This window comes from Micromonospora sp. NBC_01405 (assembly GCF_045040155.1).
Taxonomy (GTDB): Bacteria; Actinomycetota; Actinomycetes; order Mycobacteriales; family Micromonosporaceae; genus Micromonospora.
In genome coordinates this window covers 1,474,137-1,499,943 of sequence record NZ_CP109532.1, presented here as the reverse complement: position 1 = coordinate 1,499,943, position 25,807 = coordinate 1,474,137, and the positions used below count along the sequence as shown (strand labels likewise).

Annotated in this window: 23 protein-coding genes and 1 pseudogene; 15 read left to right on the top strand and 9 right to left on the bottom strand. The window is 69.4% G+C overall.

Features of this window, described 5'->3' with window-relative positions:
- Positions 1–17 precede the first annotated feature (17 nt).
- The 3 genes from OG559_RS05890 to OG559_RS05880 all read left to right on the top strand — a co-directional run bounded on the left by OG559_RS05890 (position 18) and on the right by OG559_RS05880 (position 4,349).
- On the top strand, positions 18–1,019 hold the full coding sequence (locus OG559_RS05890; protein WP_405113235.1) for a substrate-binding domain-containing protein: 1,002 nt from the start codon (positions 18–20) through the stop codon (positions 1,017–1,019).
- 133 nt (positions 1,020–1,152) lie between these two features.
- On the top strand, positions 1,153–2,718 hold the full coding sequence (locus OG559_RS05885) for an FGGY-family carbohydrate kinase (protein ID WP_405113233.1): 1,566 nt from the start codon (positions 1,153–1,155) through the stop codon (positions 2,716–2,718).
- Positions 2,715–4,349 carry a fucose isomerase gene (locus tag OG559_RS05880; protein WP_405113231.1) on the top strand — a complete coding sequence of 545 codons (1,635 nt, stop codon included), beginning with the start codon at positions 2,715–2,717 and terminating at the stop codon, positions 4,347–4,349. Before OG559_RS05885 ends, OG559_RS05880 begins: the two co-directional genes overlap by 4 nt.
- 20 nt (positions 4,350–4,369) lie before the next feature.
- Here OG559_RS05880 and OG559_RS05875 read toward each other — a convergent pair whose 3' ends face one another.
- Positions 4,370–5,425, bottom strand: coding sequence for a LacI family DNA-binding transcriptional regulator (locus OG559_RS05875; RefSeq protein ID WP_405113229.1), 1,056 nt, complete (start codon positions 5,423–5,425; stop codon positions 4,370–4,372).
- A 482-nt stretch (positions 5,426–5,907) separates the two neighbouring features.
- Here OG559_RS05875 and OG559_RS05870 point away from each other — a divergent pair, with 482 nt between their 5' ends.
- Together OG559_RS05870 and OG559_RS05865 are read left to right on the top strand one after the other, a co-directional pair.
- Positions 5,908–7,260, top strand: a complete 1,353-nt coding sequence (locus OG559_RS05870) for an FG-GAP repeat domain-containing protein (RefSeq protein ID WP_405113227.1) — start codon at positions 5,908–5,910, stop codon at positions 7,258–7,260.
- A gap of 20 nt (positions 7,261–7,280) precedes the next feature.
- Positions 7,281–9,356: an N-acetylmuramoyl-L-alanine amidase gene (locus tag OG559_RS05865; RefSeq protein WP_405113225.1), complete on the top strand. Its 2,076-nt coding sequence runs from the start codon at positions 7,281–7,283 to the stop codon at positions 9,354–9,356.
- 1,062 nt (positions 9,357–10,418) lie between these two features.
- On the opposite strand, the pseudogene OG559_RS05860 reads toward OG559_RS05865, so the two are convergent.
- Together OG559_RS05860 and OG559_RS05855 are read right to left on the bottom strand one after the other, a co-directional pair.
- Positions 10,419–11,074, bottom strand: a pseudogene (locus tag OG559_RS05860) (MOSC domain-containing protein).
- 134 nt (positions 11,075–11,208) lie between these two features.
- On the bottom strand, positions 11,209–11,634 hold the full coding sequence (locus OG559_RS05855) for a hypothetical protein (RefSeq protein WP_405113223.1): 426 nt from the start codon (positions 11,632–11,634) through the stop codon (positions 11,209–11,211).
- A gap of 261 nt (positions 11,635–11,895) precedes the next feature.
- Between OG559_RS05855 and OG559_RS05850 the strand changes: the two genes are divergently transcribed.
- The 3 genes from OG559_RS05850 (at position 11,896) to OG559_RS05840 (ending at position 14,821) form a co-directional block, all read left to right on the top strand.
- Positions 11,896–12,273: a YciI family protein gene (locus OG559_RS05850; RefSeq protein ID WP_405113221.1), complete on the top strand. Its 378-nt coding sequence runs from the start codon at positions 11,896–11,898 to the stop codon at positions 12,271–12,273.
- 43 nt (positions 12,274–12,316) lie between these two features.
- Positions 12,317–13,555 (top strand): RNA polymerase sigma factor, encoded by a 1,239-nt coding sequence (locus OG559_RS05845; protein WP_405113219.1) that lies wholly within the window; start codon positions 12,317–12,319, stop codon positions 13,553–13,555.
- Positions 13,556–13,693: 138 nt separating this feature from the next.
- Complete coding sequence (locus tag OG559_RS05840; RefSeq protein ID WP_405116402.1) at positions 13,694–14,821, top strand: acyl-CoA dehydrogenase family protein; 1,128 nt, start codon at positions 13,694–13,696, stop codon at positions 14,819–14,821.
- Positions 14,822–14,871: 50 nt separating this feature from the next.
- On the opposite strand, the gene OG559_RS05835 is transcribed toward OG559_RS05840, so the two are convergent.
- Positions 14,872–15,294 (bottom strand): hypothetical protein, encoded by a 423-nt coding sequence (locus OG559_RS05835; RefSeq protein WP_405113217.1) that lies wholly within the window; start codon positions 15,292–15,294, stop codon positions 14,872–14,874.
- A gap of 70 nt (positions 15,295–15,364) precedes the next feature.
- A complete protein-coding gene (locus tag OG559_RS05830; protein ID WP_405113215.1) occupies positions 15,365–15,703 on the bottom strand; it encodes a hypothetical protein in 339 nt (112 codons plus the stop codon).
- Positions 15,704–15,839: 136 nt separating this feature from the next.
- On the opposite strand from OG559_RS05830, the gene OG559_RS05825 reads away from it, so the two are divergent.
- The 4 genes from OG559_RS05825 to OG559_RS05810 all read left to right on the top strand — a co-directional run bounded on the left by OG559_RS05825 (position 15,840) and on the right by OG559_RS05810 (position 21,164).
- Complete coding sequence (locus OG559_RS05825) at positions 15,840–16,739, top strand: helix-turn-helix domain-containing protein (RefSeq protein ID WP_405113213.1); 900 nt, start codon at positions 15,840–15,842, stop codon at positions 16,737–16,739.
- Positions 16,739–16,939, top strand: a complete 201-nt coding sequence (locus tag OG559_RS05820; RefSeq protein WP_405116400.1) for a DUF397 domain-containing protein — start codon at positions 16,739–16,741, stop codon at positions 16,937–16,939. Before OG559_RS05825 ends, OG559_RS05820 begins: the two co-directional genes overlap by 1 nt.
- Before the next feature lie 245 nt (positions 16,940–17,184).
- On the top strand, positions 17,185–17,565 hold the full coding sequence (locus OG559_RS05815) for a hypothetical protein (RefSeq protein WP_405113211.1): 381 nt from the start codon (positions 17,185–17,187) through the stop codon (positions 17,563–17,565).
- A complete protein-coding gene (locus OG559_RS05810) occupies positions 17,565–21,164 on the top strand; it encodes an AAA domain-containing protein (RefSeq protein ID WP_405113209.1) in 3,600 nt (1,199 codons plus the stop codon). The genes OG559_RS05815 and OG559_RS05810 overlap by 1 nt, the downstream gene beginning before the upstream one ends.
- A gap of 126 nt (positions 21,165–21,290) precedes the next feature.
- Here the strand turns inward: OG559_RS05810 and OG559_RS05805 are convergent, their stop codons facing one another.
- Positions 21,291–21,740: a GNAT family N-acetyltransferase gene (locus tag OG559_RS05805; RefSeq protein WP_405113207.1), complete on the bottom strand. Its 450-nt coding sequence runs from the start codon at positions 21,738–21,740 to the stop codon at positions 21,291–21,293.
- Between the two features lie 366 nt (positions 21,741–22,106).
- Between OG559_RS05805 and OG559_RS05800 the strand changes: the two genes are divergently transcribed.
- Positions 22,107–22,880, top strand: a complete 774-nt coding sequence (locus OG559_RS05800; RefSeq protein WP_405113205.1) for a methyltransferase domain-containing protein — start codon at positions 22,107–22,109, stop codon at positions 22,878–22,880.
- 52 nt (positions 22,881–22,932) lie between these two features.
- On the opposite strand, the gene OG559_RS05795 is transcribed toward OG559_RS05800, so the two are convergent.
- On the bottom strand, positions 22,933–23,178 hold the full coding sequence (locus OG559_RS05795) for a recombinase (protein ID WP_405113203.1): 246 nt from the start codon (positions 23,176–23,178) through the stop codon (positions 22,933–22,935).
- 215 nt (positions 23,179–23,393) lie between these two features.
- Positions 23,394–23,612 (bottom strand): NrtR DNA-binding winged helix domain-containing protein, encoded by a 219-nt coding sequence (locus tag OG559_RS05790; protein WP_405113201.1) that lies wholly within the window; start codon positions 23,610–23,612, stop codon positions 23,394–23,396.
- Between the two features lie 16 nt (positions 23,613–23,628).
- Here OG559_RS05790 and OG559_RS05785 point away from each other — a divergent pair, with 16 nt between their 5' ends.
- Both OG559_RS05785 and OG559_RS05780 read left to right on the top strand, forming a co-directional pair.
- Positions 23,629–24,096 carry a DUF3592 domain-containing protein gene (locus OG559_RS05785; protein ID WP_405113199.1) on the top strand — a complete coding sequence of 156 codons (468 nt, stop codon included), beginning with the start codon at positions 23,629–23,631 and terminating at the stop codon, positions 24,094–24,096.
- 263 nt (positions 24,097–24,359) lie between these two features.
- Positions 24,360–24,764 carry a hypothetical protein gene (locus OG559_RS05780; protein ID WP_405113197.1) on the top strand — a complete coding sequence of 135 codons (405 nt, stop codon included), beginning with the start codon at positions 24,360–24,362 and terminating at the stop codon, positions 24,762–24,764.
- Positions 24,765–24,817: 53 nt separating this feature from the next.
- On the opposite strand, the gene mgrA is transcribed toward OG559_RS05780, so the two are convergent.
- On the bottom strand, positions 24,818–25,807 hold the full coding sequence (gene mgrA / locus OG559_RS05775) for an L-glyceraldehyde 3-phosphate reductase (RefSeq protein ID WP_405113195.1): 990 nt from the start codon (positions 25,805–25,807) through the stop codon (positions 24,818–24,820).

Sequence of the window (25,807 nt, the reverse complement as noted above, 5' to 3'; positions counted from 1 at the left end):
AACCGGAGGGTCCTCCCGTGCGTAAACGTTCCGCCCTTATCGTCCTGCTGGCCACCGGCGCGCTCGTCGCCGCCGCGGGGTGCAGCGTGGAGAAGAAGTCCGACCAGGCCGGCTCCGGCGGCGCCGCGAACTGCGGCTCCGGCAAGGAGTTCCTGATCGGCATGTCGCAGGCCAACAACGCCGAGCCCTACCGGCAGGTGATGAACAACGACGTGGAGACGGCGGCGAAGGCCGTTCCCGGCTTCAAAGTCGTCGTCGCCGACGCGGCGCAGGACAACAGCAAGCAGGTCGCCGACGTCGAGAACTTCCTCACCCAGAAGATCAACTTGCTGATCATCTCGCCGAACGAGGCGAAGCCGCTGACCGCCGTGGTCAAGCGGGCGTACGACCAGGGGATCCCGGTGATCGTGCTGGACCGCAAGGTCGAGGGGGAGGGGTACACGGCCTTCATCGGTGGCGACAACGTCGCGATCGGCCGGTCCGCCGGCGAGTACTACGCCAAGACGCTGCTGCCCCAGGGTGGCAAGGTGATCGAGATCGCGGGCCTGCCGGGTGCCACGCCCGCGGCGGAGCGCGCGAAGGGCTTCCGCGAGGGCATCGCGAGCAACCCGAAGATCGAGATCGTCGCCTCGCAGCCCGGTGACTGGCTGCGCGAGAAGGGGCAGTCGGTGGCCGACGCGCTGCTCAAGGCACACCCGGATGTGGCGGCCATCTACGCGCACAACGACCCGATGGCCGAGGGCGCCTACCTCGCGGCCAAGGCTGCCGGGGTCGAGACGAAGATCAAGTTCACCGGCATCGACGCGCTTCCGGTGCCCTCCGGCGGGATCAAGGCCGTCGATCAGGGCCGGCTCGCCGCGACCTTCCAGTACGCCACGGGCGGTCGCGAGGCGGTGGACCTGGCCAAGCGGCTCCTGGTCGACTGCGCGAAGGACGTCCCACGCTCGACGACGCTCGACACCATGCAGATCACCAAGGAGAACGCCGCCGAGGCGTACGCCAAGCTCGGCGGCGCCTGACCGACGACGGCCGCGCCCGCGTAGCCGGCCGATCACGGTCGGCCGGGTGCGCGGGCGCGGCGAGGCGGGCCGGCGGTGGCGCGGAGGGCGTCGGTCGGCCAGGTCGCAGCGACGGAAAGCAGCGGGAGAGGGCTTGATCCAGCATTCGACGACCGGCTCCGCCGGCATCAGGACACCGGTCGTGCTCGGTGTGGACATCGGTACCTCCAGCAGCAAGGGCGTCATCGTCGACCTCGACGGGCGGGTGGTCCGCTCGCGCACGCTGACCCACCGGGTCGACCGTCCGCGGCCGGACTGGGTGGAGATGGACGGACGGCTCTGGTGGCAGGAGTTCGTCGACCTCGCCCGGGACCTGCTGGCCCCGGACGACGTGCGGGCCGTGGCGGTCGGGGTCAGCGGCATGGGCCCGTGCGTCCTGCTCACCGACGCCGATGGCAACCCGCTGCGGCCGGCGATCCTGTACGGCGTAGACACCCGGGCCACCCGGCAGATCGACCGGCTGAACGACCTCCTCGGCCCCGACGAGATCCTGCGGCGCTGCGGCTCGGCGTTGTCCAGCCAGGCGGTGGGACCGAAGCTCGCCTGGGTCGCCGACGCCGAACCCGAGGTGTTCGCCCGCGCCCGCCGGCTCTTCATGCCCAGCTCGTGGCTGGCGTACCAGCTCACCGGCCAGTACCTGCTCGACCACCACTCGGCCAGCCAGTGCACCCCGCTCTACGACACCGACTCGCAGCAGTGGCACCGGCCGTGGGCCGACCTGATCGCTGCTGAGCTGTCACTGCCGCCCCTGCGCTGGCCGGGAGACACCGCCGGCACGGTGACCGCCGAGGCCGCCGCCGCGACGGGTCTGCCGCGCGGCGTTCCCGTCATCACCGGGACCATCGATGCCTGGTCGGAGGCGATCAGCGTCGGCGCGCAGGACGTCGGCGATCTCATGCTGATGTACGGCACCACGATGTTCCTGGTGCACACGGTCCCGCACCGGCTGACCAGCCCGGCGTTGTGGGGCACGGTCGGCGCCCTGCCCGGCACCCGCAACCTGGCCGGGGGCATGGCGACCTCCGGCGCGATCACCGGTTGGCTGCACGACCTCTTCGAGGCTCCCGGCTATCCCGAGCTGCTCGACCGCGCCGAGCGTTCCGGGCCCGGGGCTCGGGGGCTGCTGATGCTGCCGTACTTCGCCGGCGAGCGGACGCCGATTCTCGATCCGCACGCCCGTGGCGTCATCGCGGGTCTGACCCTGTCGCACGACAGCGGCGACCTCTACCGGGCAGCCCTGGAGGCGACAGGTCTGGCAGTGCGACACAACATCGAGACGATGGAGGCGGCCGGGGGCGACGTGCGGCGTGTCGTCGCCGTCGGTGGCGGCACCCAGGGCGCGCTGTGGACCCAGATCGTCTCGGACATCACCGGCCGCGCCCAGCAGATTCCGACGCAGACCATCGGAGCCAGCTACGGCGCGGCCTTCCTGGCTGCCGGCATCGAACACGAGGTCTCCATCGACGCCTGGAACCCGATCATGGAGACCCGGAATCCGCGCGTCGAGTTGGCGGCAGACTACGACGAGTTGTACCAGCTGTACCACGAGCTGTATGCCGGCTCACTGTCGGTCGCGCACGCGCTGCACGCCCGGCAGCGCCGCGTACCGGTGCCGCACCACCCCGCACCCGAAGAGTCAGCCGAGGGAGTCACCCTGTGAACACGTACGCCATGCCCGTGCTGGTGGAGCCGCCGGTCGCCGCCCCGCGTACCGTCTACACGGTTGCCAGCGGTGACCTGCGGCCCAGCGCGAACGTCACCTGCTGGCCGACCCAGCGCAAGCTTGAGGACGACCTCGCCGCCGCGGTGACAGCACTGGGATGGCGGGTCGAGCGCGGCCACCCGGCCGACCCGGCCACCGGTCACGGGTTCATCGACAGCCAGCGCGCCGGGATCGAGGTCTTCAAGACGATCCCGCTGGACGCCCCGCTCATCGTGGTCGAGGCGGTCTGGCAGTACAGCCACCACGTGCTGGCCGGCCTGCGGCGGCACCGCGGGCCGATCCTGCTGGTGGCCAACTGGAGTGGCGAGTTCCCCGGTCTGGTCGGCCTGCTCAACCTCGCCGGCAGCCTGACCAAGGCGGGGGTGCGCTACTCGGCTTTGTGGAGCGAGGACTTCACCGACGCGTGGGCCCGTGACGGGCTGAGCACCTGGCTGGAGGCCGGCGAGCTGACGCACGACGAGAGCCACGTACGGGACCTGCCGGCGTTGTCCCCTGACCCGGAGGTCGCCCTCGGCGTCGCCCTCGCCCGGCAGCTCGTCGCCGAGCGGGCCATCATCGGTGTCTTCGACGAGGGCTGCATGGGCATGTACAACGCCATCATCGACGACGAGTTGCTCAACCCGATGGGCATCTTCAAGGAGCGACTGTCGCAGAGCGCCCTGGTGGCGGAGATGGCACAGGTGCCCGACGCGGAGGCGCAAGCGGTACGGGCCTGGCTCGACGAGGCCGGCATGACCTTCCACACCGGCGATGACGAGGCCACCGAGCTGACCGAGGCGCAGTTGCTCACCCAGTTCAAGATGTATGTCGCGGCTTTGCGGATCGCCGACGACTTCGGCCTCGACGCGGTGGGCATCCAGTACCAGCAGGGTCTCAAGGACGTCGTCCCGGCCAGCGACATCGCCGAAGGGCTGCTCAACAACGTGCAACGGCCCCCGGTGCGCAGTCGTGACGGCTCCCGCGAGCTGTACGCGGGCGCGGCGCTGCCGCACTTCAACGAGGTCGACGAGGGCGTTGCCGTCGATTCCCTGGTCACCAACCGGATCTGGACGGCGATGGGGCTGGACCCGGCCACGACGCTGCACGACATCCGGTGGGGGGAGCGGTACGGCGACGACTTCGTCTGGGTCTTCGAGATTTCCGGCTCGGTGCCGGCGTCCCACAACGGGGGCTACGACCGGTCCTACAGCATGCGTCAGCCGCCGATGTACTTCCCGCTCGGTGGCGGCACCCTGAGCGGCGTGTCGAAGCCCGGCGAGATCGTGTGGTCCCGGGTCTTCGTCATGGACGGCGTGCTGCACGTGGATCTCGGCCGGGGAACGGTGGTCGAACTGCCCGAGGCGGAGACCCGGCGGCGGCTCGACGCCACCACCCCGCAGTGGCCCATCATGCACGCGGTGCTGCACGGAGTCGGTCGCGACCAGTTGATGGCCCGGCACAAGGCCAACCACCTCAACGTGGTCTACGCGCCGGACGCGGCCACCGCCGACCGGGCGCTGCGGGTCAAGGCCGCGCTCTTCGCCGAGCTCGGTATGCGGGTGCACCTGTGCGGTGACGTCCGGATCTGATCAGCGGGGCGCGACGCCGCTCACCCCGACGTCGCGTCCTCCGCCGTACGCCGGGCCCCGGAGCATACTTGCCGGGGCCCAGCCGGACGGCTCGAACTGTCCCGAACCCGCAGCTCGGTGGGGAGGACGACGGTGGAGGGCGCCTTCGCCGGATCGGCGATGCGTTCGGTGAGCATCACGGCGGCCGCCCGGCCGAGGTCGTAGGTGGGCTGGGCCACGGTGCTCAGCGACGGGCGGACCAGGTGCGCCCACGGGATCTCGTCGAAGCCGACGATGCCGCACCGGGCGGGCACGTCGACGTTGCGGTCGACCAGGCACTCCACCGCACCGATGGTCATCAGGTTGTTGGCGACGAAGACCGCGTCCGGCGGCTCGCTCGCGTCCAGCAGCGACGACATTGCCTGGTACCCGCCGTCCTTGCGGAAGTCGGCGTGTCGGATCAGCTGCTCGGAGACGGGTCGGTCGCGCAGTCTCAACGCCCGCTGGTAGCCCCGCAGCCGCTGGACGGCGGTGGAGATCCGACGGGGGCCGGTGATGCAGGCGATGCGGCGGTATCCGTTGTCGATCAGGTGCGTGGTGGCCAACTCCGCGCCGTGGGTGTTGTCGACGAGCACCGTGTCCACCGCGATGCCGCGAGGTTGCCGGTCGATGACGACGACCGGGATGCCCGCCTCGACCAGGCTTTTGATCAAAGTCGGTCGGCCCGACGGCGAGATGATGACCCCCGCCATCCGTTCGGCGAGCGCCGCCGCGACGTAACTCGCCTCCTTCTCGGGGTTCTCGTCGCCGTTGCACAGGACGACGGAGAAGCCCGCCTCCTGCGCCACGTCCTCGACGCCTCGGACCATCGAGGTGAAGAAGGGGTTGCCGATGTCGGAGATGATGGCGGCCCACAGGCTGGTCTGGCTCCGACGCAGGCTCCGGGCTACGGCGTTGGGGCGGTACTCGAGTTCCTGTGTCGCCTGCCGAACCCGGGCGGCCAGCTCCGGGTCGACGGAGGCACGGCCGTTCAGCACCCGGGAGACGGTGGCAGGTGAGACCCGAGCCCTGCGGGCCACATCGTAGATGGTTGTCATCCGGCACCCCCGAGTCAATCTTCGCGCAGGGACCGCCCGCCGCGACAAGGCTTCCCACCTGATCCGGACCGGGCGCGGTGGACTCATCCTGGGACCGTCCGCGATCCTATACGTGGTGGAATCGATTTCCGGGCTGAGGGTCAGCACCGCCCGGCGTGCGACCGACGCCGCCACCGCGACGCCCCGGCCCATCGGCCACGACGGGCGGGATGGCCTGATCCGTGGCGGATTCTCCCACCACTGTCGCGCCGACGTGGCAACACTTTCCGCAGGTATTGACAGCCATCAAAATGCTGGCCAGACTTTCAGCAATCGATTTCTTGCCGTCCCTGCCGTCGTCGCGGCCGTCAACGCAAACCCCCAACCCCACGTGCCGTTCTCTCGTGAGGAGCATCGTGAAGACAAAACTACTGGCGGTACCTCTCGCCCTGTGCATGGCCGTGGCGGCCGTTGTCGTGGGCGCGCCAGTGCAGGCGGTCCCGATGGGGACCCTGGCCTGCTCGTCGGTCCCCGCCAACCACGACCCCGCGGTCACCCTGATCGTGTACCGGGTGGCCCGTGCCCACAATGCCAACGACAAGGTGCTGCTCTCCGCCTTCGAGGCGGGCTGGGTCGAGTCGCACATGAACAATCTGCCCTGCGGGGACAAGTCCTCGCTCGGGGTGTTCCAGCAGCGCTGGGACTACGGGTGGGGCACGCCGGAGCAGATCATGGACCCGGTCTACGCAAGCACGCAGTACGTCACCCGGGCGATCGTCTGCGACCGCAACAATCCCGGCTTCACCGCAGGACAGGTCGCCCAGTGCGTGCAACGCTCCGGCTTCCCGGACCGCTACGACCAGGTCGCGGCGAAGGCTCGGAGCCTGCTCACCGAGGCCACCCGCACGCACGCCATCGCCGGCGGATCGTCGACCGACGTCACCGGCGACGGCCGCGACGACGTGCTCGCCTTCACCCAGAACGCCCTGGCGGACGTCTACGTCGGCAGCTCCACCGGCGCCGCGTTCGCCGGCACCTCCGTGCGATGGAACGACTTTTTCTCCATCGGCGGCGAGACCGCGTCGAGCGGCGACGTGAATGGTGACGGCAAGGACGACATCGTGACCTTCGCGCACAGCAACACCGGCGATGTCTACGTGGCGTTGTCGAACGGCTCGTCCTTCGGCGGCGGCCAGAAGTGGCACGACTGGTTCGCCCCGGGGGCGGAGATCGGCGCGGTCGGCGATGTCAACGGCGACGGCAGGGCCGACATCGTGGCGTTCACCCACAACCAGGCTGGCGACGTCTACGTGGCGCTGTCCACCGGCACCTCCTTCGGCCCGGGCCTGAAGTGGCACGAGTTCTTCAGCCCCTTCGGCGAGTACCCGGTGGTGGCGGACATCGACGGTGACCGCAAGGCCGACATCATCACCTTCACCCAGGGTGCCGCCGCCGACGTGATCGTCGCCCGGTCGACCGGCACGTCCTTCGGCGGCGCGCAGAAGTGGCACGACCTGTTCGCCGTCGGCGCGGAGCTGCCCCGCGTCGGTGACATCAACGGCGACGGCAAGGCCGACATCGTGACCTTCACCTGTGACGCCAACGCCGATGTGTACGCCGCCGTGTCCAACGGCAGCGCCTTCGTCGGGACCACCGTGAAGTGGAACGACTTCTTCTGCCTGGGTGGCGAGTTCCCCTACCTCGGCGATGTCAACGGCGACGGCAAGGACGACATCGTCGTCTTCACCAAGGGCAACACCAACGACATCTACGTGGGGCTCTCGACCGGCACCGGGTTCGCCGCCGGCGTCAAGTGGCACGACTATTTCGGTCTCAACGGCGAGGCGACCCTGTGACCCGCGAACTGGAGGCCCCGATGACAGGAACATGGCCCCGTTGGCGCCGAGGTGCCGTCACCCTGATCGCTGCGGCGCTCGCCGGCACCATCGCCAGCCCGCCCGCGCCGGTCTCCGCCGCTCCGACCCGTAGCACGGCGGACACCGCCTTCGACCGCGCGGCGCGTGAGTTCGACGTGCCCCGGGACCTGCTGGTCGCTGTCGGGTACGGCGAGTCCCGGCTCGACTCGCACGACGGCAAGCCGAGCCAGGCCAACGGTTACGGCGTGATGCACCTGGTGAGCAACCCCACCAGGCACAGCCTCGAACGCGCGGCCACGTTGACCGGCGAGTCGATCGCGAACCTCAAGTCGACCACCTCGGCGAACATCCGGGGCGGTGCCGCCGTCCTGCGTGACCTCGCCGACGGGCAGGGCCTGACGGCCGCCGACCGCGACCGGGTCACCGCCTGGTACCCGGTCGTGGCCACGTACGGCGGGGCGGTCAACGACGCCACCGCGCGGCTGTACGCCGACCACGTCTACGACCTGTTGCAGCAGGGCATCGCCGGTCCGGTCGCGGTGCGGCCGAACCGGGTCGAGCCGGAGCGCGGTCGTTACGCGGCGGTGGCGCCCGCCGGCACCGCGCCGTCGAACGCCCTCGCCGCGGCCGTGCCGGAGTATGGCCCGGCGCGGTGGGTCGCGGCCAACGGCGCGAATTACGGCGCGGGCCGGTCCAGCCGGATCACCACCGTCGTCCTGCACGTCACCCAGGGCTCGTACGCGGGCACGATCAGCTGGTTCCAGAACCCGTCGTCCGGCGTGAGCGCGCACTACGTGATCAAGTCGAGCAACGGCGAGATCACCCAGATGGTGCGCGAGGGCGACACGGCCTACCACGCCCGTTCCGGCAACGGGTACGGGGTGGGGATCGAGCACGAGGGGTACGTGGACAACCCGGCGTGGTTCACCGACGCGATGTACCGGTCGTCGGCGGCGCTGACCCGCTACCTGTGCGACAAGTACGGCCTCCCGAAGAACCGCACCGCCATCAAGGGCCACAACGAGATCCCCGGCAACAACCACACGGACCCCGGACCCAACTGGAACTGGAACTACTACATCTCGCTGGTGAACCAGGGCGGCGTGGGAACCGGATCCAAGTACCTCGCCGGTTCGCCGACGGACTTCACCGGTGACGGCCGCGACGACGTGGTCGCGTTCACCCAGGGCTCGCTCAACGACGTCTACGTCTCCTCGTCGACCGGATCATCCTTCGCCGGCACCTCCGTGAAGTGGAACGACTTCTTCGGCCTCAACGGCGAGACCCTGCTCTCCGGAGACTTCAACGGCGACGGCAAGGACGACATCGTGGCGTTCACCCACGGCACCCTCGCCGACGTCTACATCTCCCTCTCCACCGGCACCACCTTCACCAACTCCACCAAATGGCACGACTGGTTCGCACCCAACACCGAAGTACCAGCAGTCGGCGACGTCAACGGCGACGGCAAAGACGACATCATCACCTTCACCCACGACGCCGCAGCCGACGTCTACGTGGCACTATCCACCGGAACCTCCTTCGGCCCAGGCATGAAATGGCACGAATACTTCTCCATCCCCGGCGAACACCCAGCAGTCGGCGACGTCAACGGCGACGGCAAAGACGACATCATCACCTTCACCCAGGGACCCGCCTCAGCCGCAGACGTGATCGTCGCACTCGCCAACAACACCGGCACCGGCTTCGGCCAGCCACAAAAATGGCACGACCTGTTCGCCGTCGGCACCGAACAACCACGAGTAGGCGACATCAACGGCGACGGCAAAGACGACATCGTGACCTTCACCTGCAACACCGACGCAGACGTGTACGCCGCCATCTCCAACGGCAGCACCTTCCTCGGAACCACCATCAAATGGAACGACTTCTTCTGCCTGGGTGGCGAGTTCCCCTACCTCGCCGACGCCAACGGCGACGGCAAAGACGACATCATCGTCTTCACCAAAGGCAACACCAACGACATCTACGTCTCCCTCTCCACCGGCACCACCTTCACAGCCAGCACCAAATGGCACGACTTCTTCGGCCTCAACGGCGAAACCACGCTCTGAACAGCGCGTCATAGGGAGCGCCGGCCGAACCGGGCCGGCGCTCCGTCGTGCACTCTGCCGACGGATAAGCGAACCCGCGCGGCGGAACACCCGGCAGGTCAGGCCGGACCCGCCCCCAGGGCCCCGGCAAAGTCGCGGGGCGCCGATTCCCCGAAGTTCATCCACCCTCCGGGATTCCTGTTCCGCTCCTTGAGGATGATCCGAGATCCTGGCCAGGGCCAGGCCAGGGCCAGGACCTTGGCCACGGTCTCGCCGGTCCTGCGCTGTCTCTGTCTCCGCTCCCGCGAATGCCCGGGAGGTCGCCGCCCCCATGCCACCCCGCGCCGCGCATCGGGCGGTCCGGGAGGCGGCCGGCCGATTGCCTCCCGGCATCCAGTCGGGGACCTGCCTGTCGGCCCCTTTGGAGCTGCCCCGTTTACGCGCCCGCTCCATCGGTAGCACAAACGGGGCAGCTCCAAAGGACCCGACAGAGGGTGGACCGACCCGACGGTGGGTGGACCGACCCGACGGCGCACACCCCGGCCGCGCACACCATCACCATCCTCGACCGGCTCGCCGACAGGGCCGATCCGGCGAAGACCAATCCGGCGAAGACCGACCCGGCAGGGGCCGACGATGTCGGTAGCGCACGTATCCCCTGGGACCTGCCAAGCCGGAGACCCTCACGACTTTGCCGAGGCCCTGGACCCACCCCCGAGAGGCCTGTAGGTGGCCGAGATCGGTGCCGCGACGAGGTGGCTACGGCGACCCGGCAAGCATCCCAGAGCAGCTTGGCCTGGCGGGTAAGGCCGTGGTTTTGTCGTGCCTGTGGTGTTGGCGCTGCCGAGTCAGCGTAGAGGGCCGAAGCCGGCCGCGACGGTCGTAGTCGGCCCTGTGAACCTGCTCGGCGTGGCCGAGCCGTCTTCGGACGGTGCGACCCCGCTTTCGGTTCCGGCGGTATCCGGGTGGTGCCGGCGTTCGACGTGTCGAGGGTGACCGTGGCCGGGGGCGCGCCGCCGACCGTGACCGTGACCGTGACCGTGACGCGGGCCGCGTCCGGCAGGGCTCAGCTCTTAGCGGGGCTTAACTCTTCAGGCGGCGGCGCAGTGAGTGCCGCAGTTCGTTAGGTAGGCCCTCGATCTCCACCAGCGCGGGCAGCAACTCTGGCTCGGTCAGTATGCGCGGAAGACACCCGAAATCGTCACGCCGTGGGACGGCTTGTGCACCACGGTCACCGGGTCTCCCGCTTGAACATCTCCCGGCTCTAGGACGCGCAAGTAGGCACCAGGCCGATTCTCACGGGTGAACGTCTTCACCCACTGCGGCTCAGCCATCTTGGCTTGGAACGTGGCGCACGGGATACGCCCGAACGTCGGCTGCAGCACGAGGCTGTCGCCGATGAGCCACGTCTCGCCGATCACCGCATCGTTCACGTCGACGCCCACCGTGGTCAGGTTCTCGCCGAAGACGCCGCCAGGCAGTACCCGGTCAAGTTGGGCCTCCCACCAGTCGTAGTCCTCCCGGGCGTACGCGTACACGGCCTGGTCGTCACCGCCATGGTGCTCGATGTCGAAGATCTGGTCGCCCACCAGGCCACTGTGCAGCCCGGTGGTCTTCGGTCCGGGAGCGCGGACCGTTACGGGCCCGTCCACCGGCCGCTTGTTGATGCCGGTGATGCCGACCCGCTTCGCGGTGCTGCGCTCCGGCACAGCCAGGTTGACCGAGAGGATTCTGCCCATGGGCTGCAACCTATCGGCGATCACGGAGCCGCCCTGTCCGGTGAAGCGGAGAGGACGAGACGGCCGGAGGCGGCGACTCCCCGAGGCGCGAGGGGCGTCGCCTCGGGGAGCTCGGGGTCGGTGGCTGTCCGGGCTCAGCTTCGGGTCATCGTGGACGCGTATCCGCCCCCGCCCGGGTAGACCCACTCGCCGGTGACCGTGGTGTCGTCGGCGCTGAACGTGCCCTCGTAGTAGGCCGGGCTGCCCTTCGCGCCGCCCCAGATGACGAGCTTGTCGCCGACGAGCTCGTAGACGTAGTCGAGGGTGTTGCCGGCCGCGTCGTAGAACCGCGACACCACGTCCGCGCCGATCGGCTCGCCGAACGGGTGCAGGTGGCCGATGACCTCCAGCCCGGTGACCGGCTGGCCGAACTGGGTCAGCTCCACGTGCTGGAGCAGGAAGAAGCCGCCGGTCATCCACTCGTACCGCACGGTTCCCTCGGCGCCGCCGGTCACCGTCCAGGTGCCGACCAGGCGGTCCAGGGCGGTCAGTTCGGCGCTCGGCTGGGTGTTCTCAGACATCGTGTCCTCCTCGGTGGGTGCTTGCCGGTACCTCGGAGGCCGCACCCCGGCTTTGACATCCCGTGACGCCGATATGTTGTGGCCCACGTCACATTCCTTGCGTGTCAAAGTGCCCGGTGCGGCCACGAGGTAGCGGCGAACACCCAGCCAGCCAGGACGAAGCCAACGGTCTGGTCGCCTTCACCTGGACGACGGTCGTCGCCCTCTCCCTGCGCCGTTCGGCCACCGGCGTAGCGTGATCCGAGGCCCACGAACACGAGGATGACCATGAAGTATCTGCTGCTCAGCTACACGCCGGCCGCCGCGTGGGACGCCGCCACCGCCGATACGCCGTCCGAGGAGGCGCTGGCCGCGTTCGCCGGGTACCAGCGGTTCGAACAGGAGCTGATCGAGACCGGGGAGTTCGTCAGCAGCGAGGGTCTCGGGCATCCGGCCGTCAGCACCACGGTCCGCAGGACCCCGGCCGGGCCGGTGGCGACCGACGGCCCGTTCGTCGAGCTCAAGGAGGTCCTGGCCAGTTTTGCGGTGATCGATGTGGCCAGTCAGGAGCGCGCCGTCGAGATCGTCTCGCGGATGGTCGAGGTGCTGGGCGAACCGATGGAGATCCGGCCGATCATGGGGGAGGACTTCGCCGCATGAACGGCCTCCGCGACGTCGCGGGCCGCCGAGCGGCCGAATTCGCGTGACGTCGGAGGTCGAGCACCTGCTGCGCGCCGAGGCACCGCAGGTGCTCGGCGCGTTGGTGCGGCGCTTCGGCCATTTCGACATCGCCGAGGACGCGGTGCAGGAGGCGCTGCTCGTCGCGAGCCGGGCGTGGCCGACCGACGGTGTGCCGGAGCACCCGCGAAGCTGGCTGATCCGGATCGGGTACCGGCGGATGGTCGACCTGCTCCGCACCGACCAGGCCAGACGCCGCCGCGAGCAGCACGTCGGCAGGACCGAGCTGGCGATGCGGGATCCGGCCCGGCGGGCGCACCCGCCGCTGGCGACCGACGACAGTCTCAAGCTCCTGCTGTTGTGCTGCCATCCCGCGCTGAGCGCAACCTCCCAGGTGGCGCTCACCCTGCGCGCGGTCGGCGGCCTGACGACCGCGGAGATCGCGCATGCCTACGGGACGGCCGAGAACACCATGGGCGCCCGGATCAGCCGCGCCAAGCAGCAGCTGGCCCGCACCGGCGCCCGGTTCACCCCGCCGACCGACGCCGACCGGGACAGCCGGATGAACGCCGTCATGCAGGTGTTGTACCTGATCTTCAACGAGGGCTACACGGCCTCCACCGGCGACGCGCTCGCCCGCGTCGACCTGACCCGCGAGGCGATCCGGCTGACCCGCATGCTCCACGACTCCCTGCCGGACGACGCCGAGGCGACCGGGCTGCTCGCGCTGATGCTGCTCACCGAGTCGCGGCGGGCTGCCCGTACGCGGGGCGACGAGCTGGTGCCGCTCGACGAGCAGGACCGGACGCAGTGGAATCCCGAGCTGATCCGTGAGGGCACCGGGCTGATCGACAGCGTCTGGCGGCGGCGCGAGGTCGGCACGTACCAGTTGCAGGCGGCGATCGCGGCCGTGCACGCCGCGGCAGCGTCACCGGACCGGACGGACTGGCCCCAGATCGCGGCGCTGTACCTCGGACTGGAACAACTCAGCCCGACCGCGCCGGTGCGGCTGAGCCGGGTGGTCGCGGTCGCCCACGCGTACGGGCCGGCCCGCGGGTTGGCGCTGCTCGACGACCTCAACCGGAGCCACCACCTCGACGAGGAACCGCTGACCCGGCAACGGGAACGCGCCGTCCGCGCCCACCTGCTGGAGCTGACCGGCGACCCGACCGGCGCGGCGGCCCGGTACCGCGAGGCGGCCGACCTGACGCGGAACCAGGTCGAACAGCGGTACCTGCTGGGTCGGGCCGGCCGCATCGGGTGACCGACTGCCCGCGCTGGACGCGCTGGCCGTCGCCGTCGCGCGTAGCGTGAACACGCAGCTCGTAGAAGCCCCGGGAGGAAACGAATCGTGACCCTGTCCACCCCCGCGCCCACGCTCGCGTACTTCGGCGTCGACGCGCTGATCGACGACGACACCCGGGTCCTCCAGGCTGCCGTACGTGGCTTCGTCGACCGGCGGATCCGCCCGGAGATCGCCACCTGGTACGAGGACGGCAGCCTGCCCGTCCGGGACCTGGCCCGCGAACTCGGCGAACTCGGCGTGCTCGGCATGCACCTGGAGGGCTACGGCTGCGCCGGCACCTCCGCCGTCGCGTACGGGCTGGCCTGCTTCGAGCTGGAGGCGGGCGACTCGGGGCTGCGCTCCCTGGTCTCGGTGCAGGGATCGCTCGCCATGTACGCCATCTGGCGGTTCGGGTCCGAGGAGCAGAAGCAGCAGTGGCTGCCCCGGATGGCGGCCGGCGAGGCGATCGGCTGCTTCGGCCTGACCGAACCGGACTTCGGCTCCGACCCGGCCGGCATGCGGACCAGGGCCCGCCGCGACGGGGACGACTGGGTGCTCGACGGCACCAAGATGTGGATCACCAACGGCTCGATCGCTGATGTCGCCGTGGTGTGGGCCCGCACCGACGAGGGCGTCCGAGGCTTCCTCGTCCCCGCCGGCACCCCCGGCTTCACCGCCCCGGAGATCACCCGCAAGCTCTCCCTGCGCGCCTCGGTGACCTCGGAACTCGTCCTCGACGACGTGCGGCTGCCCGCCGACGCGATGCTGCCGGGGGCCGCCGGCCTGTCCGGGCCGCTGTCGTGTCTCAACGAGGCCCGCTTCGGCATCGTCTTCGGGGCACTGGGCGCGGCCCACGACTGCCTGGAGACGACGATCGCGTACGCCCGCAGCCGCCTGATCTTCGACAAGCCGCTCGCCGCGTACCAGGCCACCCAGCTCAAGTTCGCCGACATGGGGCTGGAACTGGGCAAGGGGATGCTGCTGGCGTTGCAGATCGGCGCGATGAAGGACGCCGGCACACTCGACCACCGGCAGGTCAGCCTGGGCAAGCTCAACAGCGTACGGGAGGCCATCGCCATCGCCCGCGAGTGCCGGTCCATCCTCGGCGCGGCCGGGATCACCCTCGACTACCCGGTCATCCGGCACTCGGCCAACCTCGAATCCGTGCTCACCTACGAGGGCACCTCCGAGGTGCATCAGCTGATCATCGGACAGGTGCTGACCGGCCACGCCGCCTTCAAGTGAGCGGAACCCGGCCTGGCCGGTCGGGAGTCGTGGCTCGTGAGGTGACGGTGCTATCGGCGGTGATTGGGCCGCTCCCGGCCAGGGCGACGATGTGTTCGGGTTGGGCTGGCGAGGCCATGCCCTGATTGGTCGAGGTCGGCCTGCGTGAGCACCGAGCGCCCGAGGCGCGTCGACAGCCAGCGGCGCTGGTAGCCGCTCAGGTCGTTGATGAAGACAACGGCGTCGACGTGCTTGCTCGAACACGTCGCAGCGATCTCGTCCAGCTTTCCCGGACCGATGAGGAAACGGCGCGACAGCGGTGCTGTCATCAGTCGTACCCCGCCGTCGGAGACGCCTCTACGCTGGACGAAACGGCCCAACACTCGTCCGCCCAGCGCCGTCACCTGCGCCTCCAGCGCGTCGAGGCGGTCCTGGTATTCGCGGTCCTTCGCGGAGAACAGCCCCACCAGCACTACGGAGCGGATGGTGGTCACCCGGACAGCATCCCAGGCCAGCTGCTGACCGCCACGGGATGCTCAGGTCGGTTGATCGGGGCCCGCCGGATCAGGGCCCGGCCGGCTGCTCGACGGGGATCAGGACGGTGCTGCCGGACCAGTTGATGTCCTCGTCCGAGATGGCCTTGTCCGGCTCGTCGTCCTCGTCCAGTGTGGAGTAGCTGGCGTAGTAGCGGCCGAAGCCGTACCCGCCGGCCGCCAGGGTGGCCAGCGCCCACGGCCGTAGCTGGTCGCGCAGCTTGTCCGGCACCCGCCGGTCGGTTGGCACCCGGACGACCCCGAGCAGGTCGTACCACTCGTCCACGGTGCCGGCGTCGACGATCCGGGAGAGCGAGAACGCGTGCCGCACCTCCGGCTCCCGGGAGATCCACCTGACCTCGCTGAACATGTCGCCTCCTGCTGTTTGGAAGGACTTCCCAAAGCAGCATTACCGACACGCTCGCTTATATCAAGAAAGTGGTGTCCGGCGTGTCCGTCGACTATGGTCGCCGAAATGACATCGGCAAAGAACGGATGGAGTTGAGATGGCATCGAACGCACCAAGGACACGTCGTAAGTCGACGCCTCCGCCCGCATCGCCCACGGTCCAGGGGTGGGAGCTCGGGATACGGCTGCGCGAGCGTCGCGAGGAAGTCGGGATGACTGCGGTCGCGGCGGGCCGCGCCAGCGGCATCACGCAGGCGTACATCTCGGGGGTAGAAGCGGGGCGGGTCAAGCTGCCCGCCGACCGGCTGGCCCAGCTTGTCAAGATCTACGAGCTCGACCCGTCCGACGCCACCGAGCTGGAGGAGCTGCGGGTCGGTGCCATGCAGCGGGCCTGGTGGCACCAGTACTCGCAGCTCTTCCCCGCCGACTTTCTCCGCTTCCTCGGCTACGAGGCGGGCGCCGAGCACATCCACAGCTACGACAACGAACTGTTGCACGGGCTGTTGCAGACCGAGGAGTACGCCCGCGCGGTCATCCGGGGCGGCAACACCTACGTCCGGCTGACCGAGATGGACCGGCGGGTCGCCGCACGGTTGGCGCGGCAGCGGCGGCTGGACGGTGACCACCCGCTGCGCCTGACCACCGTGATCGCTGAGGGCGCGCTGCGGCAGCAGGTGGGTGGCCCGGAGGTGATGCGTGCCCAGCTCGACCAGCTCGACCGGCTGCTGACCGAGCGCCCCGGCCAGATCGAGATCCGGGTGATGCCGTTCGCCGCCGGGGCGCATCCCGCGCTCGGTGGCCCGTTCCAGATCCTGTCTTTCCCGTCGCCCCGGCTGCCCGAGTTGGTCTGGCAGGAGGTGCTCACCTCCAGCGACATCATCGACCAGTCCAGCCGGGTCGCGGACTACGCGGTGACCTTCGCTGAGGCGCGGGAACGGGCGTTAAGCTCGGCGGAGTCGCTGGCGCTGATCCGGCGGATCGCCAAGGAGATGACGTGATGGCCCCTCGCCCCACCCCCGATCGTGGCTGGTTCAAGTCCTCCCGCAGCTCAAACAACGCGGCCTGCGTCGAGGTGCGGTTCGTCGGCGGCGCGGTGGGCGTCCGCGACACCAAGGACCGCAGCGGCCCGGCGCTCGCCTTCGACGGCCGCTCCTGGGTCGGTTTCATCGCGGGGCTCAAGGCCGAGTCGGCCAGTTAGCGGCCCGGCCTCCTGGGCCCGGAACCGCCATCACTCCGGCGCGGGCGGCCACGACCGATCAGGCCGCCGACCAGGGGCGGGACCAACCCACCGGAGTGCGTCATTCCCCGCCCGAGACGGCCAGGGTCGATGTTTGAGCCGACCGGTCAGTCGCGTGTGGACGGGTTGATCGGAAAGCCGACAGACATAGCCGCACTCATCGCCGCCTCCGTAGCCTCGTCAGCACCGCACGCCGAGGAGGTTGGGTGTCTCACGTCCGCATCCGGATCGACTTCACGCCGCTCGCCGACGACGACGAGTTCGTCCTCAACGAGCTGACCGAGGAACTGGCGGACGACCTCCGCGAGGCCGGCGAGGTGGAGCGCGTCGAGCGGCCCACCACCGACCCGGCCGCCAAGGGCGTCGGCGAGCTGGCGTTCGGCGTGGTGACCGTGCTGGCGGGCGTCGACCCCGGCTACGTGCAGGCCCTGGTCGACGTGGTCCTGGCCTTCCTGCAACGTCACACCGGCCGCCGGGTGCACCTGCGGGTCGGTGACATCGAGCTGACCATCGACCGGCCCACCCACGCCCAGACCGACGAGCTGATCAGGACGGTGCGGGCCGCGATCGAAAGGTCCCGCCGCTGATGGGTCGGCACGCCCTGCTGCTCGGCACGGCCGCCTGCCACGTCGACCGCGAGCTTGCGCCCCTTCCTTCGGTACGACAGGACGTGGCACAGCTCAAGGCGCTGCTGGACGGCGCCGGTGAGTTCGACACCGTACGCGCCGAACTGGACCTGCCGGCCGCGCACCTGCGCCAGGTCGTCGAGGAGTTCTACGGCGCGCGGCGCAACGGCGACCTGGCGCTGCTCTACTACTCCGGCCACGGCGTGCTGCACGGCGACGGGCAGTCGCTGTTCCTGGCCGCGACCGACACGGTCTGCGGGCAGTTGCACGCGACCGCGCTCGACACCGACGGCACCCTGCGTCATCTGCTCAACCACACCAAGGCCAGCCAGAAGGTCGTCCTCCTCGACTGCTGCTTCTCCGGCGCGTTCACGGCCCGGCACCGTTTCCGTGGCGGGGTGCGCGAGGAGCCGCGCCGCGCCAAGCGTGAGCGCGGCACCTTCATCCTGACCTCCAGCACCCACCTGAAGGCGTCGAAGGCGCAGGGGCCGGACCAGCCTTCGATCTTCACCGAGGTGCTCCTCACCGGCCTGCGGGGCGCGGCCGAGGGGACGGCGGACGACGGCTGGATAACCACCAACGACCTTTCCCGGTACGCCCTGACCGAGATGGCCCGGCGTCGTCAGCACAACCCGGTCGAGTCGAGTGAGGGAGTCACCGAGCCGATCCGGCTGGCGACGGTGCCCGGATCCGCCGCCGCCGCGCGGCAGGTCGCAGCCGTCCCGACCACTCCGGCGGACGAGGCGCCGTTCGACGCCGACCAGTGGCGCCGCCTGGTGACCTACTACGTCAACTGCATGCAGCGGTCGACCGTGTTGCAGTCCCTCATCGATCCCCAGGCAACCGGCACGTACGTCGCGGCTCCGCCCGGGTCCGAGGCCGTCCTCACCTCGGACGCGCCCGTCCGGCTGGGCGGTACGGCCGCCAAACTCGCCGCACGGGCCCGGGCCGACGGCAGGGAGGTGCAGTACGGCTACCCGGTCGTCGCCATCCGGCCCGGCCGGGGCCGACCTCCACGGCTCGCCCCGCTCCTGGTCTGCGATGTCACCGTCGGCGCGGACGATGTCCTGCACGCCTCCTTTCCGCCCCGTCCCAGCTCCGCCCTCGTCGACCTGTTCCAGCTCTCCGAGGTGGAAGCCGACGAACTGCGGCAACGCGTCGAGCAGGTCTTCGTGCCAGGCGACCCCGCTGCCCTGGTCGCCACCGCCGATGTGCTCATGAAGACGTTCGGGCTGGACCCGGTGGTCGAGCTCGACCCGGCGATGCTCGCCGGCACCATCCGCCCGGGACCGGTGAGCCGGGTCCAGAACGCGGCCATCCTCTACACCGTCGACGCCACCGAGTCGCCGCAGCGGCAGCTCGTCGACGACCTGCGAGGCATGGTCAAGAATCCGAAGCTCATCGAGCGGACCGCCCTGGGCGCGCTGGCGCTCCGCCCCGACGAGGTGCCTCCGACGCCGGCCGTGACGGTGGCGATGAGCGCCACGAACGAGGCGCAGGAAGAGATCATCCAGGCGGCGATGTCACAGCCGTTGACCGTCGCCCAGGGGCCGCCGGGCACCGGCAAGAGTCAACTGGTAACCGCCCTGCTGGCCACCGCCACCGCCGCAGGCCAGAGCGTGCTCATCGGTTCCACCAGCAATCAGGCCGTCGACTCGGTGCTCGGCCGGGTCACCGACCTGATCGGCCCGGGCCTGCTGCTGCGTACCGGTAACAAGGAACACCGTCTGCAGGAACCGAAACACCTCGCCGACATCCTCGTGGCCTATCCGCAGGCAGCGCCGCACGCCATGCCGGACGACCGGACCCCGCTGCACGAGCTGCGACTGCTGGCCGAGAAGGCCGCCGAACTCCGGGCGACGCTGGACGAGCTACGCCTGCTCGAACGCGACCTCGCCGAGTTGGCCGTCGAGCGTGACGCCGACCCGAGCGCCGGAGTGGCCACGCTGCCGGACGACGACAGGGCTCTGGCGCAGCTCGTCCACCTGACCGATCGAGCGCTCGCCAGCAGGTGGTTCGGGTGGTGGTACCGGTGGCGGTTGCGGGCGTACCGGGCCGTCGACCGGGACGCCGTCGAGGCGCTCGCCGAGCGGGCCGTGATCGAGCTGCGTTGGCGCGAACGCCGGCAGCGTCTCGCCGAGCTGCCCGACGCCGAGGCTTCCTGGCGCAAACTCGTCAGCCTGGTCGGCACCGACAGGCCCGCCCGCAGCATCGAGCTACTGCGGGCGCAGATCGCCCGCCGGGTGGCTGCGGGAGCGCGCCTGTTGCAGGACCGGGCCGACGAGATGGCCAAGCCGCAGTCGGACAGCTGGGCCTACTTCCCCGAGCTGCTGCGGGTGCTGCCGGGCTGGGCGGTGACCGCGCTCTCCGCCCGGCGGCTGCGCAGAAGCCCCGCGTTGTATGACCTGGTGGTGATCGACGAGGCGGCGCAGTGCACCATTCCCGCGATCCTGCCCATGCTCTACCGCGCCAAGCGGGCACTGATCATCGGCGATCCGCGTCAGCTCGCGCCCGTGGTGGACCTGCCCGAGACTGACGACGTCACCGAGCGCGCCCGGGCCGATGTGAGTACCGGCTGGCTGACCACCCGTCGGCTCACCTACACAAACCACTCCGCGTACGACGCGTTCGCCGCCGCGGCGGGCGCGACGCACCTCCTCGACGAGCACTACCGGTGCCACCCGGACATCGTCGAGGTGCCGAACCGGGAGGTCTACCAGGGGCGGCTCACCGTGCTGACCGACCCGGCCCGGCTGGCCGCTCCAGCCGAGCAGGCGGTGCGCTGGCGCGACGTCCCCGGAAGGTTCAGCCCCGGGGCGACCGGCTCCGGGCGCAACCAGGTGGAGATCGATCAGGTCGTCACCGAGGTGGCGCACCTGCGGACGGCGTACCCCGATGCCTCGATCGGGGTGGTCACGCCGCTCGCCGCGCACCAGCGCCGCCTGGCCGCGGCCCTGCGCGACGCCGGCCTCACCGACAATTTGCTCTGCGCGACCATCCACAAGTTCCAGGGCAGCGAACGGGACATCATGGTCGTCTCGCCCGTCGGGGCGCACGGCATCCCGGACCGCACCCGAGGCTGGCTCGTGCACCAGACCAACCTGTGGAATGTCGCCATCACCCGGGCCCGGTCCCAGCTCGTCGTGGTCGGCGACCGTTCGTGGTGGTCGGCGCAACGTGGACTGCTCACCGCTCTGGCCCTCGGCCGCGAAGTCGCCGACAGGGTGCCGGATGCCTCGGTGGTGGCCACCGACCGGCTGCATCGTGCCCTTGGGGAAGCCGGCCTCGCCGTGCGGCGCGACGTCCCCGTGACTGGGCGGACCGTCGACATCGTTGCGCGCCACGCGGAGGTCGAACTGGCCGTCGTCGTTGACGATCCGGCGGGGGATTCCGACGGCCGGGGACTGCGTAAGGTGCTCGCCCAGCTCGACATCACCGCCGGCCTCACCCCCGTCCGTCGGGTACCGGCCTGGCGTTGTCTGGCGGAGCCGGAGCAGGTAGCAGCCGAGCTGGCCGATGACCTGCACCGGTCAGCCGGAACGGATGCCCGAGAGGGGTGATGTCGGTTATGTGGGGGAATTGCTTCGAGACCGTGACGGCGGATGAGCTGACCGGCCCAGGTCCGAGCTACGCCGACAACTGTCCCGAGGCCGAGCGCGGTGCCGCCCTGGGCTCGGCCGGGGTTTTCACAGGTCCAGGACGCCGACGGTCTCGCCGCCACTCTGCTCGCCGGTCGGCCGGAAGCCCAGCTTCAGGTAGAACTTCTCCGGCCCACCGGGACCGGGTTCCCAGGTGACGTATGCCCGGGTGCCGCCGTGGGCACCGATCTCCGCGCACACGGCCTCGACGGCGAACCGACCGTAGCCGCTCCTCTGGGCGTCAGCCGCGATGTTCAGCCGCCACAGGCCGGAGCGCAGGTCGTCGTGACTGCGGCCCCACGGTATGTCGAGGAAGGCCATCAGGAAGCCGACCAGCCGGTCGCCGTCATAGATCAGCCTTGGCCAGGCGTGTTCGGGAAACACGTACGCCTCGGCCAACGACTTGACCACCGGGGCGACCAGATCCTCTTGATCGGGACGTACGGACAGCGCGAGAGCCGCCTGGTAGTTCTCCGGAGTTATCTTCTCCAGCCTCATGCGGCGGACCATAGCGGGCGAATGCGAGCCCAGCGACCGGATTGTGTGCGCCCGGTGCCGCCCGGCACCGATGGCGTGCGCGTTGCCCCGGGTCCGTCCTCCGAGCGGCCCGGGGCGTGCCCGGCGGGCGCCGGTCGGGGGCGGATGCCCATCATCGGTGCGCCGCGGGCCGGCTTATCCCGCCCAGCGGATGCCCTCGGCGATCCGGAGCACTCGCCCGTCGCCGGCACCGAGGGCGCGGTCGGTGCAGCTTATCTGCACTTCACTCGATCGGGTGACAGGCGATCGATTTGATGCTCGAGACCTTCTCCGAAATCTCCACAACCTCTCCACCAATCGCTCCCGCCCTTGTGCTTCGGTGAGCGGATGGTTGGACTCACGGCGGCAACGGCCGCACCGGACCAGATTGCCTACATGGACGCAGCTGCCAGCACGGCGGTGGGCATGGACTACAAGCAGCGATTCGTGGCGTCTCTGGACGCGGGTCCAGGACAGACGGTGCTGGACGTCGGATGCGGTCCTGGAACGGACCTTGCTCGGCTTGCTGATGCGGTAGGTGGAGAAGGCTCGGTCATCGGCGTCGATCGCGAGCCTCGGATGCTGGAAGAAGCACGTCGACGGATGGCTGACCGGCCGAACGTGGAGTTGCTCCTGGGCGATCTCCTTGACCTGCCCATACCTGACGACGGCGTCGACCGCGCACGAACGGATCGTGTCTTGCAGCACGTGGCCGACCCGGCGAGGGCTGTGGAGGAAGTGCGCCGGGTGCTTCGCCCCGGAGGGCTTTTCGGTATGGCCGAGCCGGATTGGGACACCCTGGCGGTCGCCGATCAGGACCTCGATACCAGCCGGCGGTTCGCCCGTTTCGTCGCGGGCCGGGTGCGCAACCCAACGATCGGGCGGGAGTTGGTTCGCCTGTGCGTCCGAGCCGGCTTCCGCATCAGATCCGTCGAACCGGTTGCGGTGCTGTTCCGCGACTTCGCCACGGCGAATGAGATTCTCGGATTGCGGCGCAACTCTGCCCGAGCGGTGCAGGCGGGGGCGATGAGCGAATCCGATGCCGGGCCGTGGCTGCAGCGCTTGGAGCGCGGTCCGGTCGTCGCCGGCTTCATGTTCTATCTCATCATCGCCGAGTCCTGAGTCCGCGCGCAGCGACCGCGACCAGAACGCCCCGTGGAGCTGGAAAACTGCTTCACGGGGCGTCGCGGTTTTGCTGGTGCTTGAGGGGTGCCGGGGTATCAGCGTTGTCACCTCTCGGTTGTGGGATGCCGAGCTGGACGAGCGGTCGGCGGGCGAGACGTTGGGCTTCTTGGCGCTTGGTGCGCAGGAAGGTGAGGGGCAAGTCGAGTCCTTCGATTTCTCCGCGCCAGTTCTCGCTCTCGGCGTGCTGGCGGCGTGCGATCAGGTCGTCTTCAAGCTCGCCGAGACGGCTGATCATCTTTGGGTTGACGTGCAGAATGGGGCAGCGAATGCAGGCTTAACCGAAATGATCTTGGGCGAATGAACACCAGCTAAGGTTCCGGACCGTCACCGACGGTGGCGGAGGGGGTTTCGGTGCCGAGATGCCCGGGCGTGTCGCACGTCCTGCCAAAGATCCAGGCTCGGTTCCCTCTACGGCGAAGCGCAGGAGGATGTCAGGCCGACGTTATGACGTCACGCCCTCTGCCGCTGCCGTGGCCGAAGCATAGGGGAATCGAAAATCTGGGCGGGTCCTCGCCGGAACAGTTCGGCTGGGCGACCCTGCCTGCCGTCCTTCAGCTCATGGGTCGGCACTACGAAGCCTTTGATATCGCGGATCCGGCGCTGGAAGTTCTGTGGGTTGAGGCTCACACCCAAGATAGCCTCGTAGACTCTCCGAAGATCGCTGCTCATGTGCTTTGGAGGACCGGTGTCGGTATCGGTACGGCTTCCCCGCGGAATGTGGGTCATCGTCGCGGCTCTCTTCGGAACCGTGCTGATCTGCGGTGCCGTCCTGCTCGATGCTCGCCTGAACGCCACTGTCGAGCAGCGGGTCAGCGAGGGGACAGCGGTGACCGGCCGGGTCGTGCAGGTGGAACGGTTCCGAGTCAGCCGTTCGTCCTCGGTGATCCGGATGACCGTGGCGTATGCCGTCGACGGTGTGGCGTACCAGGAGCGGTTCTCCAGCGCGCTCGACGAGGGCCGGCACCACTCCGGGGAGGAGCTCACGGTGTACGTCGACCGCAACGATCCGTCCAGGGCGGCCACGGCTGACCGGTACGCGACGGAGGATCTGCTGCTCAAGTTGCCCATCCTGCTCGGGGCCGCCGGGGGCCTGGCGATCGTGGCGGCGCTCGTCTGGATCAAGACGGGTGGCCGCCCCCCCGGTACCAGGTGACCAACTGCCGCCCCGCTCCGCGTCGCGGGGCGGGGCGGCAGTCCTACCGGGGGGCCGGCCCGCGACCGCGCGTCAGCGGGACGGGTCAGGCAGCGACGTGGGGGACAGCGCGGCCCGACCGGCATGTATCAAATCCGGGGCGGTCTAGACGGCGTCGACCATGTTCTTGGTCTCAATAATGAACGTGTTGGGCAGTTCTATCCAGTGCAGTAGGTGAAAATGTTTCGATCAATTCATTCATAAAGACTGAAATTGGGGAGTTCGTGCAGGTGGAATCCTGTCGAACTCGCCCGGCCGACCCTGGCCATGTTGAGGGGGCTGTCGAGATTCTTGCAAATGGCAGGGAAATTGTTGGAAAGCGAGAGTGGGATTATGTTGATCAACTTTGGTCCTATCTGGCGACGATGGTGAAAGATCTCCGAAGCCGCGAGACTGTGAGCGCCTACTATCCGGACCAGCCGATCAAAATTGAGTTTGCCCGGCAGGGTTCTCGCGTGGCCGTAGCATCAATCAGTGGTGACATGGTGCGTCGTGCCAGTGTTGACCTGCTGGAATTCGAGTCGGTTATTTCCGCCGCCGGCGAGTTGTTCTTTGGGCGAATGAGTGAGTTGCTTCCCGAGAGGGCTGAGTCTTATAAACTCGCCCGCTCCGAGTTGATCGGCGGATAGAGGGTCTGGCGGATGAGCTCACCACTGCTGAACCGACCCCGCCACGCCCGCAGTCAGTTGAGGTGGCCGTCGATCTCCGCCAGTTCCTCGGCCGTGAGGTCGAGGTTGTCCAGCGCGGCGACGTTCGCCTCCAACTGGGGAACGCTGCTCGCCCCGATGATCAGGCTGGTCATCCGGGGGTCGCGCAGCGCCCAGGCGAGCGCGAGCTGCGCCAGCGTCTGCCCGCGCCGCTCGGCGATCCCGCCGAGCGCCCGAACCGTCGTCATCGTCTTCTCGTCGAGATTGCCCTCGTTGAGGAAGACGCTGGTGCGCACCCGGGAGTCGGCCGGGATGCCGCCCAGGTAGCGGTCGGTGAGGAGCCCCTGGGCGAGCGGGCTGTACGCGATGCAGCCCGCCCCGACCCGCTCCAGCGTGTCGAGCAGCCCGTCGTCCTCCGTCCAGCGGTTCAACATCGAGTACGACGGCTGGTTGATCAGCAGCGGCGTGCCCAGCTCGCGCAGGATCGCGGCGGCCCGCTCGGTCTGCGCCGAGTCGTAGTTGGAGACGCCGACGTAGAGCGCCTTGCCGGAGCGGACGACGGCGTCGAGCGCGCCCATCGTCTCCTCCAGCGGGGTGTCCGGGTCGAACCGGTGCGAATAGAAGACGTCGACGTAGTCGAGCCCCATCCGGCGCAGCGACTGGTCCAGCGAGGAGATCAGGTTCTTGCGGGAGCCCCACTCGCCGTACGGGCCGGGCCACATCAGGTACCCGGCCTTGCTGGAGATCACCAGTTCGTCCCGGTACGGCCTGAGGTCACCGGCGAGGAGCCGGCCGAAGACCTCCTCCGCCGCCCCGGGCGGCGGGCCGTAGTTGTTGGCCAGGTCGAAGTGGGTGACGCCGAGGTCGAAGGCGCGGCGGACGATGTCGCGCTGCCGCTCGAACGGCCGGTCGGGCCCGAAGTTGTGCCACAGCCCGAGCGAGACGGCGGGCAGCCGCAGCCCGCTGCGCCCGGCGCGCCGGTAGGTCATGGTCTGGTAGCGCTCGTCGGCGGCAAGGTGGGTCAC

Coding starts and splice junctions, on each gene's coding strand:
- OG559_RS05810 (WP_405113209.1), top strand. CDS start 17,565: ATGGGTCGGCACGCCCTGCTGCTCGGCACGGCCGCCTGCCACGTCGAC.
- OG559_RS05865 (WP_405113225.1), top strand. CDS start 7,281: ATGACAGGAACATGGCCCCGTTGGCGCCGAGGTGCCGTCACCCTGATC.
- OG559_RS05850 (WP_405113221.1), top strand. CDS start 11,896: ATGACCATGAAGTATCTGCTGCTCAGCTACACGCCGGCCGCCGCGTGG.
- OG559_RS05805 (WP_405113207.1), bottom strand. CDS start 21,740: ATGAGGCTGGAGAAGATAACTCCGGAGAACTACCAGGCGGCTCTCGCG.
- OG559_RS05795 (WP_405113203.1), bottom strand. CDS start 23,178: ATGATCAGCCGTCTCGGCGAGCTTGAAGACGACCTGATCGCACGCCGC.
- OG559_RS05790 (WP_405113201.1), bottom strand. CDS start 23,612: ATGAGCAGCGATCTTCGGAGAGTCTACGAGGCTATCTTGGGTGTGAGC.
- OG559_RS05820 (WP_405116400.1), top strand. CDS start 16,739: ATGGCCCCTCGCCCCACCCCCGATCGTGGCTGGTTCAAGTCCTCCCGC.
- OG559_RS05875 (WP_405113229.1), bottom strand. CDS start 5,425: ATGACAACCATCTACGATGTGGCCCGCAGGGCTCGGGTCTCACCTGCC.
- OG559_RS05825 (WP_405113213.1), top strand. CDS start 15,840: ATGGCATCGAACGCACCAAGGACACGTCGTAAGTCGACGCCTCCGCCC.
- OG559_RS05855 (WP_405113223.1), bottom strand. CDS start 11,634: ATGTCTGAGAACACCCAGCCGAGCGCCGAACTGACCGCCCTGGACCGC.
- OG559_RS05870 (WP_405113227.1), top strand. CDS start 5,908: ATGGGGACCCTGGCCTGCTCGTCGGTCCCCGCCAACCACGACCCCGCG.
- OG559_RS05800 (WP_405113205.1), top strand. CDS start 22,107: ATGGTTGGACTCACGGCGGCAACGGCCGCACCGGACCAGATTGCCTAC.
- OG559_RS05830 (WP_405113215.1), bottom strand. CDS start 15,703: ATGTTCAGCGAGGTCAGGTGGATCTCCCGGGAGCCGGAGGTGCGGCAC.